16 protein-coding genes and 1 pseudogene are annotated in these 15,163 nt (G+C 66.8%); 6 read left to right on the top strand and 11 right to left on the bottom strand.

Going from position 1 to position 15,163, the window contains the following annotated elements:
- Positions 1-97: 97 nt before the first annotated feature.
- From LAQ74_RS08495 to LAQ74_RS08515, 5 genes are all read right to left on the bottom strand, one after another.
- Entirely contained in the window at positions 98-1,348 is a 1,251-nt protein-coding gene (locus LAQ74_RS08495; RefSeq protein ID WP_224332128.1) for an aryl-sulfate sulfotransferase, read from the bottom strand.
- Between the two features lie 218 nt (positions 1,349-1,566).
- Positions 1,567-1,875, bottom strand: coding sequence for a DUF7967 family protein (locus LAQ74_RS08500; RefSeq protein WP_224332129.1), 309 nt, complete (start codon positions 1,873-1,875; stop codon positions 1,567-1,569).
- Positions 1,876-1,929: 54 nt separating this feature from the next.
- Positions 1,930-3,162, bottom strand: a complete 1,233-nt coding sequence (locus tag LAQ74_RS08505) for a putative manganese transporter (protein WP_224332130.1) — start codon at positions 3,160-3,162, stop codon at positions 1,930-1,932.
- A 67-nt stretch (positions 3,163-3,229) separates the two neighbouring features.
- Complete coding sequence (locus LAQ74_RS08510; RefSeq protein ID WP_224332131.1) at positions 3,230-3,730, bottom strand: YbaK/EbsC family protein; 501 nt, start codon at positions 3,728-3,730, stop codon at positions 3,230-3,232.
- A 123-nt stretch (positions 3,731-3,853) separates the two neighbouring features.
- Positions 3,854-4,054: a DUF1328 family protein gene (locus LAQ74_RS08515; RefSeq protein ID WP_224332132.1), complete on the bottom strand. Its 201-nt coding sequence runs from the start codon at positions 4,052-4,054 to the stop codon at positions 3,854-3,856.
- Positions 4,055-4,290: 236 nt separating this feature from the next.
- On the opposite strand from LAQ74_RS08515, the gene LAQ74_RS08520 reads away from it, so the two are divergent.
- Positions 4,291-5,088 carry a ZIP family metal transporter gene (locus LAQ74_RS08520; RefSeq protein WP_224332133.1) on the top strand — a complete coding sequence of 266 codons (798 nt, stop codon included), beginning with the start codon at positions 4,291-4,293 and terminating at the stop codon, positions 5,086-5,088.
- Between the two features lie 99 nt (positions 5,089-5,187).
- Here LAQ74_RS08520 and LAQ74_RS08525 read toward each other — a convergent pair whose 3' ends face one another.
- Together LAQ74_RS08525 and LAQ74_RS08530 are read right to left on the bottom strand one after the other, a co-directional pair.
- On the bottom strand, positions 5,188-5,472 hold the full coding sequence (locus LAQ74_RS08525) for a DUF7545 family protein (protein WP_224332134.1): 285 nt from the start codon (positions 5,470-5,472) through the stop codon (positions 5,188-5,190).
- A 248-nt stretch (positions 5,473-5,720) separates the two neighbouring features.
- Positions 5,721-6,788: an NAD(P)/FAD-dependent oxidoreductase gene (locus LAQ74_RS08530; protein ID WP_224332135.1), complete on the bottom strand. Its 1,068-nt coding sequence runs from the start codon at positions 6,786-6,788 to the stop codon at positions 5,721-5,723.
- Between the two features lie 132 nt (positions 6,789-6,920).
- Between LAQ74_RS08530 and LAQ74_RS08535 the strand changes: the two genes are divergently transcribed.
- Positions 6,921-7,205, top strand: a complete 285-nt coding sequence (locus LAQ74_RS08535; RefSeq protein WP_224332136.1) for a DUF357 domain-containing protein — start codon at positions 6,921-6,923, stop codon at positions 7,203-7,205.
- Between the two features lie 108 nt (positions 7,206-7,313).
- A complete protein-coding gene (locus tag LAQ74_RS08540; RefSeq protein ID WP_224332137.1) occupies positions 7,314-7,607 on the top strand; it encodes a winged helix-turn-helix domain-containing protein in 294 nt (97 codons plus the stop codon).
- 33 nt (positions 7,608-7,640) lie between these two features.
- Here the strand turns inward: LAQ74_RS08540 and LAQ74_RS08545 are convergent, their stop codons facing one another.
- Both LAQ74_RS08545 and LAQ74_RS08550 read right to left on the bottom strand, forming a co-directional pair.
- A complete protein-coding gene (locus tag LAQ74_RS08545) occupies positions 7,641-8,072 on the bottom strand; it encodes an FAD synthase family protein (protein ID WP_224332138.1) in 432 nt (143 codons plus the stop codon).
- 19 nt (positions 8,073-8,091) lie between these two features.
- Positions 8,092-8,583: a Mov34/MPN/PAD-1 family protein gene (locus tag LAQ74_RS08550; RefSeq protein ID WP_224332139.1), complete on the bottom strand. Its 492-nt coding sequence runs from the start codon at positions 8,581-8,583 to the stop codon at positions 8,092-8,094.
- Between the two features lie 148 nt (positions 8,584-8,731).
- On the opposite strand from LAQ74_RS08550, the gene han reads away from it, so the two are divergent.
- Positions 8,732-10,630 carry a Hef-associated nuclease gene (han, locus tag LAQ74_RS08555; RefSeq protein ID WP_224332140.1) on the top strand — a complete coding sequence of 633 codons (1,899 nt, stop codon included), beginning with the start codon at positions 8,732-8,734 and terminating at the stop codon, positions 10,628-10,630.
- 36 nt (positions 10,631-10,666) lie between these two features.
- Here han and LAQ74_RS08560 read toward each other — a convergent pair whose 3' ends face one another.
- Positions 10,667-12,289, bottom strand: coding sequence for a phospholipase D-like domain-containing protein (locus LAQ74_RS08560; RefSeq protein ID WP_224332141.1), 1,623 nt, complete (start codon positions 12,287-12,289; stop codon positions 10,667-10,669).
- A 77-nt stretch (positions 12,290-12,366) separates the two neighbouring features.
- On the opposite strand from LAQ74_RS08560, the gene LAQ74_RS08565 reads away from it, so the two are divergent.
- A complete protein-coding gene (locus tag LAQ74_RS08565; protein ID WP_224332142.1) occupies positions 12,367-12,615 on the top strand; it encodes a hypothetical protein in 249 nt (82 codons plus the stop codon).
- Positions 12,616-12,636: 21 nt separating this feature from the next.
- Here the strand turns inward: LAQ74_RS08565 and LAQ74_RS08570 are convergent, their stop codons facing one another.
- Complete coding sequence (locus tag LAQ74_RS08570; protein WP_224332143.1) at positions 12,637-14,091, bottom strand: HEAT repeat domain-containing protein; 1,455 nt, start codon at positions 14,089-14,091, stop codon at positions 12,637-12,639.
- Between the two features lie 253 nt (positions 14,092-14,344).
- Here LAQ74_RS08570 and LAQ74_RS08575 point away from each other — a divergent pair.
- Positions 14,345-15,131: pseudogene (locus tag LAQ74_RS08575) on the top strand (carbon-nitrogen hydrolase family protein).
- Positions 15,132-15,163: the final 32 nt, after the last annotated feature.

Raw genomic sequence — 15,163 nt, forward strand, 5'->3', positions numbered from 1 at the left:
ACGTGGTCCGAGCTGTCACTCACCGACGACCGTGATCGATTTACAGCTGACGTGAGCCGGATTCAGCAGACGCGGTCCCCGCGGGCGACGCGGGGGTTCACCCGCGCAGTAGGAGGCGCGTCCCCCAGCCGGACAGGCCCACCGCGAGGAACGCGGCGGCGAGGTGGAGTTCGGAGAGCCAGTAGGGAACCGGAAGGACGTGATGGAGCGAATCGAGCAGCAGCGAGAGGACGGGGACGTCGCGGCTCTGCGGCGACTCGTCGCCGACGTCGTCCCCGGAGACGTCGTACGGTTCACCGCCCGACTCGCCGACCGAGACGCGGTCGGCCTCGTACGGTAACGACTGGACGGTGTAGCTGGCGACGACATCGCCCTCGCGGCTCACCTCGACGACGCGGTCGTTTCGACTGTCGGTGATGAGCGTGTTGCCGTTCGGGAGGCGGTCGGCGTCGCGCGGCCAGTCCAGCGGGATGCCGTCGACCTCCGAGAGCTGCCAGACGACCCGCCACTCGCCCGACTCGCCGCGGTGGAGTTCGACGACGCGGTCGTTCTCGCTGTCAGCGACGACCACCGCGCCGTCACCGACCCAGTGGGGGTTGTGCTGCTGATTCAGCACGTCCGGGTCGCGGTCCTCGTTGATGACCTCGACGACGCCGACCTCGTTCGTCTCCGGATTCCGTTCGAGGACCAGAAGCTGGTTCGTGTTCCGGACGGAGACGAGATAGCGGTTCTCGCCGATGAAATCGACGTCGTTGATGTGGAGCCAGTCCTCCCTCGTGGGGTCCGCCGGCGCGTCGTAGAACTCGCTAGCGTTCCACGTCCACGAGCGTTCTCCGGACCTCATGTCGACGGCGAAGATGCTCTCGTACTCCATATCCGCGACTAACAGCTCTCCGGAGGGGAGAAACTCCGCGTCGTGGACCTCGCTGTCCTTCCGCGTTCGGATCGGATAGCTCCACTCAGCGACGACTCGCGGCTCCGGCTTCGTTTCGATGATACGGACCCCGGTGCGCTTACACGGCGGCTCGAACCGACCGCACCGCTCGAAGCCGCTCTTCGTGTACGTGGCGAGCACCGAGCCGTTCTCGAGGTAGCTGACGTCGAGGTAGCTTATCGCGTCCCCCATCGTCCACAGCGCGGTGCCGTTCGCGTCGAGTTCGGTCACGTTGCCGGTCGGGCCGGGCCCCTGGACGCCGACGAGCGTCGTCATCTCTCCGTCGGCGTCGGCGGTGAGAGCCGTCGTGTCCTTCGAGAGCGCCCAGCTCCCACCAAACGTCAGAACGAGGAGTAACGACGCGGTGACGAGGAGGGCTGCTCCGCGACGACGGTGATCGCTCAGCGAACCCATCGCCACCGACCGCGCTCGCGACTCTCGGTTTCGGTACGGACGTCAGGCGGGCCGTCACGTGCTTCGGAGTTCGACATCACATTACAGAATAACACCAGCATTAGCCGTATAAATATAATCCACATTCTCTCCCGCTGACGAGCTTCGGTTCGCCGCGGCAGACGCGTCGGGACTGGGCCGAGCGCGGCGTTTCGGGACGTGACGTTCGGGAGGCGATGTCAGAGCAAGTCGTCCGGGTCGTATTTCTCGCGCATCCGCGCGGCCTCCGTCGCGTAGGCCTCCCGGGTGTCGGCGTCGTCGACGCGGCCCAAACTACCTGGCTTCGCGTCGACGGCGGCGGTCGTGTCGCGCGCGTCGCCGAAACTCGTGAGCGCGCGCTCTTTTCTCAGGTAATGTGACCCATCGGGCGTCGCGTAGACGAGGATGATGATGTTCTGCTCGTCGTCGGAGTAGGTGCGCTCGACGAGCCACACTCGGACGGCGTCGTCTCCGGTGTTCTCGGAGTCGTCGGCGTCAGTGACGCTCATCGGCGCGTGCTACGTCCTCCGGCCGGAAGTGAGTTGCTCGGCACATCCATCCGCTCAGAGCACCCCGAATCCGAACATCGGGCCGAACACGAGATGGATGCCAACGCCGACGACGAGCGCGGGAATCGTCGTGTAGATGCTGGCGACGACGGCCGCCTTCTTGTCGATGGCGATGAGCGGGAACAGCGCGTCGCCGTCCTGGCTGATAGCGTTCGCCGTCAGCGCCGAGAACGGAATCGCGCCCTCGGCGTACGCCGTCGCGAGCAGGATCTGCGGGCCGCAGCCGGGAATCAGTCCGACGGCGGCCGCGCCGATGGGCGCGAGCACGCCTGCGGCGGCGGCGAACACCTGCAGGTCGACGCCGGTCAGGATGAGACCGTACTCGTACAGCAGGTACGCTGCGATGACCCAGACGGTGACGAACGACGTCTCCATCGCTGCGTGGGTCAGCGTCTCGTAGACGTTCCCGAACGTGTCGCGGGCCTTCCCCACGTGGCCGTGGCCGACGTATCGGCGGCCGACGAAGTAGAGGTAAAACGACAGCGTCGTACCGACGAGGCCGAAGACGGTGAACGCGCCCGCGAAGCTCGCGTCGGCGACCATCGGCACGTCGGGCGCGCCGCGGACGAGGTAGAGCACGCCCGCGGCGAGACCGCCGGCGGCGGCGACCCACCAGACCGCGAGCGCCGCTTGACTCACGCGACGGAGTATCGGCGCGTCACGAACGCTACCGTCGACTTCGCAGCCCTGGGCGTCCTCGTAGTGGTGGACCTGACTGCCGACGGCGGGCGCGGCGACGCCGCCGTCGGTCATCGTCCGGCCCACACGGGCCACCGCGCGGTCGATTCGGTCGACGCCCATCCCGAAGCGGTCGATACCGTAGCCGAAGACGACCGCGGAGACGAAGGCGAGACCGTAGGCGTACAGTCCCGCCTCGGGGGCGAGCGCGATGATGACGAACGCCGAGTCGCCCGCCGTGGCGACGAGCGTCGCGACGACCGTCCCGAAGGAGACGCTGCCGCGGACGTACAGCGGCATCATCACGATAGCGCCGCCGCAACCGGGAGTCAGTCCCATCAGCGCGCCGACGAGCGGTTGGTACTTCTTCTCGGATTCGAGGCGTTCGACGAGTCGGCCGTCGGTTCGGTACTGGACGTAACTGAACAGGAGCACGGTGACTGCGACGAACGCGCTCACCTGCACGAAGCCGTCGCGGACCGACCCGAGGAGGATGTCGAACAGTTCGTTCGGTAGACCGGTCTGTGCGAAGGAGACGAACTCACCCATCGCTCGGCCACCCTAGATTAGACATATCTAATTCTCTCTTTAGCCTCTCACAATATATATCTTCGTGTTACGTCGTGTCAGCGGTCACGTCGGCGACGGTGGCGGCGGCGTGCTCGCGGAGCGACTCCGGTGTGAGCGAAAAGACGGCGCTCGGCGTTCCGGCGGCGGCCCACACCGTCTCGTACTCGGTGAGCGTGGGGTCCAAAAGCGTCCGGACCTCCGAGTCGTGACAGAACGGCGGGACGCCACCGATCGCCCAGCCGATTCGTTCGCGAATCGTCTCGGGGTCCGCCATCGAGACGGCGTCGGCGGGGACGCCGAGTTCGTCGGCCAACGCCGCCTCGTCGACGCGGTTCGCGCCGCTCGTGATGGCGACGACGAGCGTCTCCTCGGCGTCTCCGTTCGCGGCGGAGAAGACGAGGCTACTGGCTATCTGCCCCACCTCGCAGCCGACGGCGTCGGCGGCGTCGGCGGCGGTTTTCGTTCCTTCGGGAAACTCGCGGACGGTTACGTCGAGGTCGTACGCGTCGGCGGCGCGTTCGGTGAACGCCTGTGCGCGAGGATGCATGGGCACCGATGGCGCACAGGAGCGTAAAACAGCTACGCCGTCGGCAACGAGCGGATGGACCGCCCCCGGTCGAGCCGCCGCTGGCGACGTCAGCGCAGCGGGCAAAAAATGTGGTGCGAATCGCTACAGTAAGAACGACAGGATCGCCAGGACGATGAACACGAGGATGAGGATACGGGCGATCTCCATCGTGACGCCCGCGATTCCTCGCGCACCGACCACGTAGGAGACGATGGCGAGGATGATGAACAGCACCGCGAGTTCGAGGAACCCGCCGGACTGCAGTGGAATCGCCGCCGTCGCGTTCGCGAGTTCGGCTAACATTCCCGCCACCCCACGTACCGTCCGCCGTTCGTCGTTTTGAAGCTCATCGCACCCACAGATACGACTGCGATAGGATTAGTTATAGTTCGTACTTTCGTGAACATTCGTGTTTAAAGACAGTTTTACATCGATGAACGGTCGGATTCGGTGAACTCCGATTCGAGTTCTCGATTCGGCCCGCGTGAAATCATTCGATAACTGATATCATCTCGTCCTACCTAGACGAAACGACAGCCATGGCCGACCTCTCGAACCTCCTCTTCGTATTCCTCGCGGGACTGCTCACCGCGATGGCGACGGGCCTCGGCGCACTACCGTTCTTGCTCGTCGACGAGGTGAGCGACCGCTGGAACGTCGCCCTCTGGGGACTCGCCTCCGGCATCATGCTCTCGGCGTCGACGTTCGGCCTCGTCACCGAGGGGTTGTCGACGGGGCGACCGCTCGGCGTCGGCGTCGGCGTTCTCGCGGGCGCGGCGCTCGTCGTCGTCGCCCACGACTTCATCGAAGATTCGAGGGTGAATCCGAAGCAGTACGAGGAGGCCGGTTACCGAAAGCTCGTACTCGTCCTCGGTATCCTGACGGTCCACAGTTTCCCCGAGGGCGTCGCCGTCGGCGTCTCGTTCGCGGATCTCGGACTCGTCGGCGGCGTCGACGTTCTCGGCGTCTCGGTCCCGCTTTTGGCGGTGTTCATGACCGTCGCTATCTCGGTTCACAACGTCCCCGAGGGCGTCGCCGTGTCGATACCGCTGCGAGCGCTCGGCGTCCCGCGCTGGAAACTCGTCTGGTGGTCTGTGTTCTCCAGTCTCCCCCAACCCGTGGGCGCGGTGCTGGCGTTCTACTTCGTGCGCGTCGCGCGTGACCTGCTCCCGTTCGGGTTCGGCTTCGCCGCGGGCGCGATGGTGTACCTCGTGCTCTCGGAGTTCATCCCGGAGGCGCTGGCGGCCGGGACGGGACTGCCGGGCGAGGGGCGACGCGAACTGCTCGTCGGACTCGCCGTCGGTATCGTGGTGATGGTTCCGCTGGCGTTCCTGTGAGCGGGGCACACCGCCGGTGACACCGAGATACTGGCCACGCTCGCGTCTGCGAAGTGAGTCTGAAGATGAAAAGAACGCGTGAAGCGGTGCGGGCGTCGCTCAGTGCGAGTGACCCGTCGCCTCGGCGAGCGTCATGCCGAAGCGTTCCTCGAACAGTTCCTCACCTTTCTCGTTTATTTCGACGAGGTCCTGCGGCGTCTCGCCTTCCGAGTGGTGGACGATGGCGTGCGCGCGCTGAACGAACGACAGCAGCAGGATGTCGCCGACGACTTCCGTGGGCTGTTCGCCCTGCTCGGAGAGCACGTCGACCAGACCGGCGGGCAGTTCGACGGTGTCTTCGTCGCCGTCGGGTCCTTCGATGGTGTACGTCTCGGTGTCGACCATAGGCGTTCGACGGGCGTGCGGGGTAAAGGGGCTGTGGTCTGGGGTCGAGTCCCAAACGGCGCGTCTCTGACCTTCGACGCTAGCAAGCGCGGTTAGTGTTAGCAGTAGTCGAAAAGCCCCTCACTCCGGAATCCGGCCCCTCCAGTCCCACTCTGACGTGCGAGCGCGCACCGCCGCGCTCGCGTCCGGCGGTCGTCTCACCGGTCGTCGCCGGAGAACGGAGAGAGAACCGACGAGAAACCGCGTTCTCAGTCGTCCGACTCGGCAGCCGCGGGTTCCGCCGTCTCCGGACCCGACCGGTCGAGTCCTTCGAGGTACTCGTCGGCGTCGATGGCGGCCTTACAGCCCATCCCGCCCGCGGTGATGGCCTGCTGGTAGTGGAAGTCGACCACGTCGCCCGCGCCGAAGATTCCAGGAACGTCGGTCTCGGTCTGCCCGCCCTCGAACCCGCCCTTCGTCTTCAGGTACCCCTCGGGGTCCATCTGCACGCTCGTGTTTTCGAGGTACTCGGTGTTGGGCGTGTGGCCGATGGCGTAGAACACCGCGCCGGCGTCGAACTCGAACTCCTCGGTTTCGGGGTCGTCGAGGCGGTCGGTCGGGTGGCCTTCGGGGTGGCGAACCATCGTCACGGTGTCGACGCCCGCCTCGGGCGAGCCGTGGAGTTCGGTGACCTCGGTGTTGAGCATCAGTTCGATGTCGCCGTCTTCGACCTGCTCCATCACGCGGTCGATCCAGTAGTCCTCGGCGCGGAACTCCTCGCGGCGATGGACGAGGTAGACCGTCGAGGCGAACTTCGTGAGAAAGGACGCCTCCTCCATCGCGGCGTCGCCGCCGCCGACGACGACGATCTTCTCGTCGCGGAAGAACGCGCCGTCGCAGGTCGCACACGTCGACAGCCCGTAGCCCATCAGTTCGTCCTCGCCGGGGATTTCGAGGGTTCGCGCGCTCGCGCCCGAAGCCGCGATGAGCGCGTCGGTCGTGTACACGTCGCCGTTGGTGAGTTCGACGCGGAACGGTCGCTCGGAGTCGTCTACGTCGGCGACGACGCCGTTCTCGATCTCCGTGCCGAAACGCTTCGCCTGTGACTTCATGTTGTTCACGAGTTCGGGACCGCTGATACCGTCGGGAAAGCCGGGGTAGTTGTCGACTTCCGTCGTGAGCGTCAGTTGCCCGCCGGGTTCGGTCCCCTCGAACACCAGCGGGTCGTTGTTCGAGCGGGCGGCGTAGATGGCGGCCGTGAGCCCGGCGATACCGGTCCCGGCGACGATGAGCCGCCGGTGTTCGACGAAGCCGTCCTCGTCAGAGACATCTGTCATTGGCCACTCTTGGCCGCGGGTTTGTATTTAATTTGTGCTGTTCGACGCGGGTGGCGCAACCGGAGATCGCTGTCGGCCGCCCAGTCGAACCGACAGGGGAACGCTTAGGCGACGACGCACGCATCCATCGGTATGGCTGCGGACCTCGAAGAGAAGACGACGCGCTACGAGCGGATGCTGGCGGACGCCCTCGACGAGGCCGAAGCGGTGCCCCCGGAGGGGACGCCGCTGTCGGCGATGGCCGACGACTGCCGGGAGATGGCCGAGTCGTACCTTGACGACGGCCGCCACTTCCGCGAAGCCGACGACTGGGTGAACGCGCTGGCGTCGTTCTCGTACGGGTACGGGTGGCTCGACGCGGGCGTTCGAATGGGACTGTTCTCGATCCCCGAGGAGACGGAACTGTTCACGACGTAGCACAGGTCGCGAGGCTCCCGGCGGCGCGTAGTGGGCGTTGCCATCCCCTCGCAGAGCCTGTATGCTCCGGCGATGTGTTTAGGTCGGTCGGTGAACTCTCACCCGGTGATGGAGTCCGTCCTCTGGTACGTGCTCACGAGCACGCGCGGCGGCGACAACCGACTTCGACTCCTCGTCGCCGCCGACGACGAACCCCGCAACGCCAACCAGTTCGCCGCCGACCTCCACCTCGACTACAAGACGGTCCGTCACCACCTCGACGTGCTCGTCGAGAACGACATCCTCGAACCCGTAACCGAAGGGTACGGCGCGCGATACCGACCGACTGACAAGGTTCGTCACTACTGGGGAACGGTCGAAAGGATACTCGAAGAGGGCGACGGCGACCGGTACCGAACCTGAAGCCGATGCGGTTCGGGTCGAAACGTCGAGCGCTCAGCAGTCGCGCCGTTCGAGGATACGTTCGATGATGTCGCCCGTCGAGAGTAGTTCGTCGGGATACTGGGGTTCTCTCGCGGAGGCACGTTCGACGGCGCAGTCGATACCCCGGTCGGCCAGCGCCGACTCGATGGCCGCCTCGTCGTGGTGCTGGTCGTATCCGAGGACGATGAGGTCCGGTTGAATCTCCTCGATTGGGACGAAGATGTCCTCGCGGTGGCCGAGATGCGCCTCGTCGACGACGGCGAGCGCGGCGACCAGGTCCCGGCGCTGGCGGTCCGAGAGAATCGGCTTCTCCTTGTGGGTGACGTTGTCGCGACGGGCGACGATGACGTGGAGTTCGTCGCCCATCGAGGCGGCCTCGGTGAGATAGTGGATGTGCCCCGGGTGGAGCAGGTCGAACGTGCCCTGTGCGATTACCGTCGTCATACGTCGAAGTTCCCGTGTATCATGAGTCCTCGGAGAGTTCCCGGTCGATGTCCTCCTGGGTGAAGTCGAAGAACGCCTCGTCGTCGGGTAAGTCGACGTCGAGCACGTCGAGTTTCCGACGCTTGCCCTCCCGGTCGAACGCGCGCCAGTCGTTTCGGCCGTACGGCGCGCCGATGATGATGTGGGCGTCGCCGCTTCCGAACGTCGCGAGGTCGGCGTCGCTCGGGCGGAGCACGCCGTTGGGATGCGAGTGAACCGACCCGACCGCGTGTCTGTCGTTGGGGACCATACTCGTCTTGACCGTCGCACTTACCGGGTTCGACTCCGTCCCGGGTATCACCAGCACGTCGGTGATGACGGTGCCGTCGCGGTCCAGCCCCAGGTCGCGGGCGTCCTCGCCGCGGAGAAACCCCATGTACTCGTTGGGATGGGTCTCTTCGGAGGCTTCGAGGGCGAACTCGAGCGTCTCGGCGGCGATGCCGAGGATCTCGCTCGACCGGAACAGCCGCATAGGACACACTCCGACCCGTCGCCTTCTAAGGGTTCCGGAAGGGTCGCCGCGCGCCGTACGGCGAGTCCACACGCCGCATACCGCGCCGCACGTCGGCCTGTCGGGACAGGATGTAAAGCTTAAGGCGGGACCCCCACGTAGCACGCCCATGACCGATGACACCGCCGGAGATTCCGGCGCAGGGTCGGATTCGAGACCCGTCGTCTATGACCTCGCTCCCGACTGCACCGTCGCCGACGTGGAGACGGGCGCGCGCTACCACGCCGTCGTCAACGGCGTCGTCGACTACGGCGTCTTCGTCGACGTCTCCGACAGCGTCTCCGGACTCGTCCACGAGTCGAATCTCGACGCCGAGTACGACGTCGGCGACAGCCTCGTCGTCGAACTCGTCGAAGTGAAGGCGAACGGAGACATCGCGTTCGACGAGGCCGACGTCGACGACTACCGGACCGAGACCGTCGAGCACGAACCCGACATCACGTCCGTCGCGTCGCTTTCGACCGGCACCGAGGCGACTATCGAAGGCCGCATCGCGCAGATAAAACAGACCGGCGGCCCGACCATCTTCCACGTCGCCGACGACACCGGCATCGTCTCCTGTGCCGCGTTCGACGAGGCGGGCGTCCGTGCGTACCCCGAAGTCGACCTCGACGACCTCGTCCGTATCGACGGCCAGGTCGAGACCCACGACGGGACGACGCAGGTGGAGGTCTCCTCGCTCACCTCACTCGACGGCGAGCGCGCCGAGACGGTCCGTGAACGCCTCGACGACGCGATGGCCGAGCGCGCCGAACCGAACACCGTCGACCCGCTCGTCGAGTGGCCCGCGTTCGAGAAACTTCGCGACGACCTCCGGGAGGTCGCCCGCCTGCTCCGCCGGACGGTACTCGAAGGTCGCCCGATTCGCGTCCGCCACCACGCCGACGGCGACGGGATGTGCGCCTCCATCCCGGTTCAACTCGCGCTGGAGAACTACATCGCCGACGTCCACGAGGACGCCGACGCTCCCCTCCACCTGTTCAAGCGCCTGCCGAGCAAAGCGCCGTTCTACGAGATGGAGGACGTGACGCGCGACCTCAACTTCGCGCTCGAAGGGCAGGCCCGCCACGGCCAGAAGCTCCCCCTCCTCCTGATGCTCGACAACGGGAGCACCGAGGAGGACGTCCCCGCCTACCAGAACCTCGCGCACTACGACATGCCAATCGCGGTCGTCGACCACCACCACCCCGACCCGGAGGCGGTCGAACCGCTGCTCGACGCGCACGTCAACCCCTATCTGTACGACGAGGACTACCGCATCACGACCGGGATGATGTGCGTCGAACTCGCGCGGATGATCGATCCCGACATCACCGACGACCTCCGCCACGTCCCCGCCGTCGCCGGACTCGCGGACCGCTCGAAGGCCGAAGTGATGGAGGAGTTCGTCGAACTCGCCGAAACGCAGGGCTACGACCGCGAGGACCTCGGCGACATCGGCGAGGCGCTCGACTACACCGCCCACTGGCTGCGCTACAGCGAGGGCAAAGCGCTCGTCAACGACGTGCTCAACGTCGGCTGTGACGACGACGCTCGTCATCAGGAACTCGTCGAGTTCCTCTCGGCGAGCGCCGAGCGCGATGTCGACGACCAACTCGACGCCGTCGAGGACCACGTCGAACACGAGCGCCTGAAGAGCGATGTCCACCTCTACACGGTCGACCTCGACAACTTCGCGCACCGCTTCACCTACCCCGCACCCGGCAAGACGACGGGCGAACTCCACGACCGCAAAGTTCGGGAGACGGGCGAACCCGTCATCACCATCGGCTACGGGCCGGACTTCGCTGTCCTCCGCTCGGACGGCGTCCGCCTCGACATCCCGCAGATGGTCGCCGAACTCAACGACGAGGTGAAAGGCGGCGGCGTCTCCGGCGGCGGCCACCTCGTCGTCGGCTCCATCAAGTTCGTCAAGGGCATGCGCGAGGAGGTCATCGACAGCCTCGTCGAGAAGATGGCCGAAGCGGACATCGACGACGAACTGTCGAGCACCGCCGCGCTGGACTGAAGCCGGTCGGTCGCCCGTCGGCTCACGGCGTACCGCTCACTCGAACTCGATCTCTCTCGCTCCCACGACCACAGCCAGCGCTACGGCTGCGACGACGGTGACGCCGAACCAGACGGGGAACGGCCGCCGCTCACCGTCGCCGCTGGCCCGCCAGTCGGCCGCGAACACCTCCGCGTAGTATCCCGCCGCGTCCGCGCCGTCGAGCGCGACGACGACTTCCCGGTTCTCGCGCGCGGAGTGGTTGTTCCAGTTGAGACTGCCGACGAGCGCCGTCTCGTCGTCGACGACGACGCCTTTCGCGTGAACTTTCCCGTATCTTCCTCGTGGGTCGGCGAGGCGGACCGACAGCGGCGCGTCGTTCCGGTCGGCCCACTCGTTCAGTCGGTCGGCAACAGCGCGGTTCTCCTCCTCGGCGTACCACGCGCTCGATAACAGAATTCGGACACGAACGCCGCGCTCGGCGGCCCGCGTCGTCGCCTGGACGAACGGCTGACGAGGACCGCCGACGGTCGGTTGCAGCACGTCTATCGACTCCTCGGCCCCGTCGAGTTCGGCGACGACGGCACCCTCGGCGTTCCCGGGTGCGGTGAGGAGCCGCACGCGCTCGGCGGCGACGGACCGAAATCCGAACTCGCCCGCGTACGAGTCGTCCGCCGATTCGGGGTCGACGAACGTCGCGTTGCGTCGGAACTCCGCCCATCGTTTCGCATCGCGCCACCCGGCGTCCGTCTCGAACACCGCCGCGAGTTCGTCCGCGGTCGCCGCGTCGTCGACGCGGACGCCCCACCCGCGGCTGTCGCGGCCGCCGGTGCCGCCGGGTTTCCAGTTCTCGGTGAGCACGAGCGCGCTGTCGTCGGCGACGGCGTACTTCGCGTGGTGGTAGCTGTAGCGGGCGCGTTCGCCGTCGACGACGCGCACGTCGATACCTGCGGCCGCGAGGTCGTCGAGCAGGCGGGCCTGACGCTTCGAGACGCCGCCGACCGGCCCCCCCTCGACGAGGACGCGAACGTCGACGCCGCGGTCGTTCGCTCGCCGGAGCGCCGCCGCTGCGCGCTCGGAGGAGAACGTGTAGCCCGCGAGCAGGAGTCGACTGTCGGCGTCTCGGAGCGTGTCGACCGGCACGTCGGAGGAGTCGGGGAGGACGAACGCCGTCGCGTCGACCGGCCCCGTCTCGGCGACCGGCCGAGGCTCGAAGCCGCGCGGCCGCCAGTGCGGGTCGGCGTCGCGGAGCCACCGCTCGCCGCTCGGCGCGCTGTCGTAGACGACCGCGTCGACCACGCGACCGTCGCGGCTGAGGACGAGACGTTCGCCCCCGTTCGACAGCGAGAGCGCACCCTCGACGACCGGCGCGTCGGTCAGGTTCCGCGCGGCTTCCGGGTCGGCGGCGAGCGCGACGCGGTCGGACGGCGGCACCGCGACGGTCGACTCCCCGTCGGAGAGCGTCCAATTCCCTCCTCCCCCAGTCTCGACGACGACGAACTCACCGACATCGTCGTCGCGAACGGGGTTCGGGTAGAGTTCGACGATACGACCGGAGGCGTCGTTCGACGCCGCGGAGGCGTTCGCCGGGACGTCGAGCGTCGACGCGGCGGGCGCTGGCGACGCCACTCCCGCACAGACGGCGAGCAGACAGCAGACGACCGCGAGGCGTCGAGACACGACACGGGATGGTCCCGTCTCCGCGGATAAACGTTCGCTTCGGTGTTTTTTTGCCTTCGACAGACGGTGTGACTCTCATGGTCACCGTCGATCTCGTAACCGGTCTCGAACTGGCAGGCTACGCCCTCGGCGCGCTCGGGGGCGCGCTCGTCTTCATGGAGTTCTTTCAGGAACCGACGTACGTCGAGTACGATCCGGAGTTCAACGGCTACACCATCGACATCTCGCCACAGGAGGTTCGAGAGCACACGTGGCTCGGGCGCGTCGGCGGCTTCTCCATCGCGCTCGGGTTCGCGCTGCTGTTCCTCTCGACGTTCCTCGCGTGAAAACTGCGACCGCCCACTCCCTCACGCCGTCGGCGGCGTTGTTTCGAGCGACTGCTTCGCCCGGTCGACCTCGTGCTGGACGATGAACGAGTTCTCGTCGGAGTGGTCCGCGACGGCCTTCAGCGCCTTCTCGGTGCCGATCTGTCGGAGCGCCCACGCGGCGCTCGCGCGGACGTTCGGACTCGCGTCGTCTTCGAGCGTGTCGGTCAGCGGGTCGACGGCGCGCGTGTCGCCGATGAGACCGAGCGCGCGCGCGGCGTGCGGCCGGACGTTGTCGTTGTCCATGACGAGTTTGTCTGCCAGCGGCTGGGTCGCTTCCTCGCTGCCGATTTCGCCGAGCGCCTTGAACGTCACCTTCTGCAGCGCCGGGTCCTTGTCGGTGTCGACGTAGTCGACGAGCGTCTCGACGGCGTCGAGCGCGCCCGACCCCATCTTCCCGAGCGCTTTGATGCTCGGCTTGTCGCGCTTCTGTGCGCGCTGGTGCATCGCGTCGAACGCGCGGGCGTCGTTCATCCGCGTGATGGCTTCGAGGCAGTGCTCCTCCATGAAGTCCGACTGGAGGCTGTCGAGCGCGAGCAGCACCATCTCGACGTTGCCGCGCTTCTCGTGTTCCTTCAACGCGCTCCACTCCGGTGGGTAGTCCTTGTAGTGGCCGAGAACGGCGTAGAACCCCTCGGCTTCGAGCTGTTCGCGCGTCTCCAGGTCGTCCCATTCCTGGGCGTCTTCGAGGTCCGACTCCAGCGATTCGGTGGCTTCGAGCAGTGCCGCGATGGTCTCCTCGTCGTCGTCGGGGTCGAGTGACGCCGATTCGACGGTCTTCGCGACGGCGTCGAGCGACGAGACGAGGTCGCTCTCGTCGCCGCTGGAGACGGCGGCGTCGACGACGGCGTCGCTCTCGTCGTCCTCCTCGAAGATGTCGGCGACCGCGTCGAGGAACGACTCGACGGCCTCCGCGATCTCGTCCTCGCCGCGGTCGGTCCAGCGCGTCTCCTCGATCTTCGTCTTCGCCTCCTCGACGTTCCCGACGACGTCCTCGGCGTACGGCCCGCGCTGGGACTCGAGGTCGTCACGGAGGTCCGAGAGGCGCGATTCGAGTTCCTCTCGGGGGTCCTCGGCGTCGTCGTCGTCCTCGTCCGGTTCCGGAAGGTCCGCGGCTTCGAGGTCGGCGGCGATGATGTCGAGCGTCTGTTCGACCTCGTCGAGGTCGGCTTCCGTCTCCGCCGCGTCGAGTTTTTCCTCGGCGGCGTCGAGGCGTTCGTCGAGGCCCTCGGCCGTGACCTCGGACGATGCGTCCGCGGCCGACTTCTCGTCGTCGGTTTCCTCGTCGTCGGTTTCCTCGTCGTCGACTGTCTCTTCTTCGCCGTCAGTTTCTCCGCTCTCGTCGGTCGTTTCGCTCTCGTCGGCGGCCTCCTCTTCGCCGGGTGTTTTCTCCCCGTCGGTCGCCTCGGTGGGCGTCTCGTCGTCCCCGTCAGTCATATGCGGAATCTCCGCGCGTGCGCCAAAAGAGCGTTTCCCTTTGCCCCCCACGACAGAGAGAAACCGCGGCCGCGACCCTACCCGCGCGGGACCATGACGAACCCGCGCCGTTCGCGGCCGCACGATGCCGGCCGAACGTACTGTGGTAACGACCAGCATGTCAATTTAACACACCCAACTATATGCATCTATCGCGGGCTATCAGCCCGAGCGAATCACAGAAACTTTGGCCGATTCGGCGGAGAGTCGGTCCATGACGACCGTCGCAGCCGTTCAGACGACCGTCCGAGACCTCGACGTCGCGGCGAATCTCGACCACGTCGCCGAGCGAGCGGACGCGCTCGCCGACCGGGTCGACGTCGCGCTATTCCCAGAGTACGCGCTCACCGGCTTCGTCGTCGACGACCGCGTTCGATCCGTCGCGCTCGGCCGCGACGGACCGGAACTCGACCGTCTCCGCGACATTGCGGCGAGAAACGATCTCGCGCTGCTCTGCGGCTTCGTGGAGGCGGCCGAGAGCCGCACAGGCGGAGGGAACGACTCGACGCTGTACAACGCGATCGCCTACGTCCGTCCCGACGGATCGGTGACGGTCTCCCGAAAGCGTCACCTCTGGGGCGACGAGCGCACCGTGCTCGCGGCCGGCCGCGAGCGCACCATCGTCCGGACGCCCGTCGGCCGAACCGGACTCGTGACCTGCTACGAACTGAACTTCGTCGAAGACAGCGCGGCGTTCACCCGCGATCGGGTCGACGCGCTGTTCGTCGTCGGCGCGTGGCCTGCGGCGTACAGCGAGAACTGGCGGCTTGCTGCTCCGCGCACGCGCGCTCGACGGGGTGCGCTGGGTCGTCGGCGCGGGACGGACCGGCCGAAAGCGACTCCCGGAGTCGGACGCCGAGTACGCCGGACGCTCGGCCGTCGTCAAGTCCGACGGGACTGTCGCCGCCTCGTTGAGCCGAGACGACCGCGACCTCGTCGCCGACCTCGACCCCGACGTCCTCACCGAACAGCGGGCACTCGTCGGCATCTACGAGGAGTGAGCGTCGCCGACGTGGTCGCGGTCGTCGGCACC

The organism is Haloprofundus halobius (genome assembly GCF_020097835.1).
Taxonomy (GTDB): domain Archaea; phylum Halobacteriota; class Halobacteria; order Halobacteriales; family Haloferacaceae; genus Haloprofundus; species Haloprofundus halobius.

Bases quoted from the DNA above. Each gene is read 5' to 3' on its own strand.
- LAQ74_RS08495 (WP_224332128.1), bottom strand. From the start codon at position 1,348: ATGGGTTCGCTGAGCGATCACCGTCGTCGCGGAGCAGCCCTCCTCGTC.
- LAQ74_RS08500 (WP_224332129.1), bottom strand. From the start codon at position 1,875: ATGAGCGTCACTGACGCCGACGACTCCGAGAACACCGGAGACGACGCC.
- LAQ74_RS08505 (WP_224332130.1), bottom strand. From the start codon at position 3,162: ATGGGTGAGTTCGTCTCCTTCGCACAGACCGGTCTACCGAACGAACTG.
- LAQ74_RS08510 (WP_224332131.1), bottom strand. From the start codon at position 3,730: ATGCATCCTCGCGCACAGGCGTTCACCGAACGCGCCGCCGACGCGTAC.
- LAQ74_RS08515 (WP_224332132.1), bottom strand. From the start codon at position 4,054: ATGTTAGCCGAACTCGCGAACGCGACGGCGGCGATTCCACTGCAGTCC.
- LAQ74_RS08520 (WP_224332133.1), top strand. From the start codon at position 4,291: ATGGCCGACCTCTCGAACCTCCTCTTCGTATTCCTCGCGGGACTGCTC.
- LAQ74_RS08525 (WP_224332134.1), bottom strand. From the start codon at position 5,472: ATGGTCGACACCGAGACGTACACCATCGAAGGACCCGACGGCGACGAA.
- LAQ74_RS08530 (WP_224332135.1), bottom strand. From the start codon at position 6,788: ATGACAGATGTCTCTGACGAGGACGGCTTCGTCGAACACCGGCGGCTC.
- LAQ74_RS08535 (WP_224332136.1), top strand. From the start codon at position 6,921: ATGGCTGCGGACCTCGAAGAGAAGACGACGCGCTACGAGCGGATGCTG.
- LAQ74_RS08540 (WP_224332137.1), top strand. From the start codon at position 7,314: ATGGAGTCCGTCCTCTGGTACGTGCTCACGAGCACGCGCGGCGGCGAC.
- LAQ74_RS08545 (WP_224332138.1), bottom strand. From the start codon at position 8,072: ATGACGACGGTAATCGCACAGGGCACGTTCGACCTGCTCCACCCGGGG.
- LAQ74_RS08550 (WP_224332139.1), bottom strand. From the start codon at position 8,583: ATGCGGCTGTTCCGGTCGAGCGAGATCCTCGGCATCGCCGCCGAGACG.
- han (WP_224332140.1), top strand. From the start codon at position 8,732: ATGACCGATGACACCGCCGGAGATTCCGGCGCAGGGTCGGATTCGAGA.
- LAQ74_RS08565 (WP_224332142.1), top strand. From the start codon at position 12,367: ATGGTCACCGTCGATCTCGTAACCGGTCTCGAACTGGCAGGCTACGCC.
- LAQ74_RS08570 (WP_224332143.1), bottom strand. From the start codon at position 14,091: ATGACTGACGGGGACGACGAGACGCCCACCGAGGCGACCGACGGGGAG.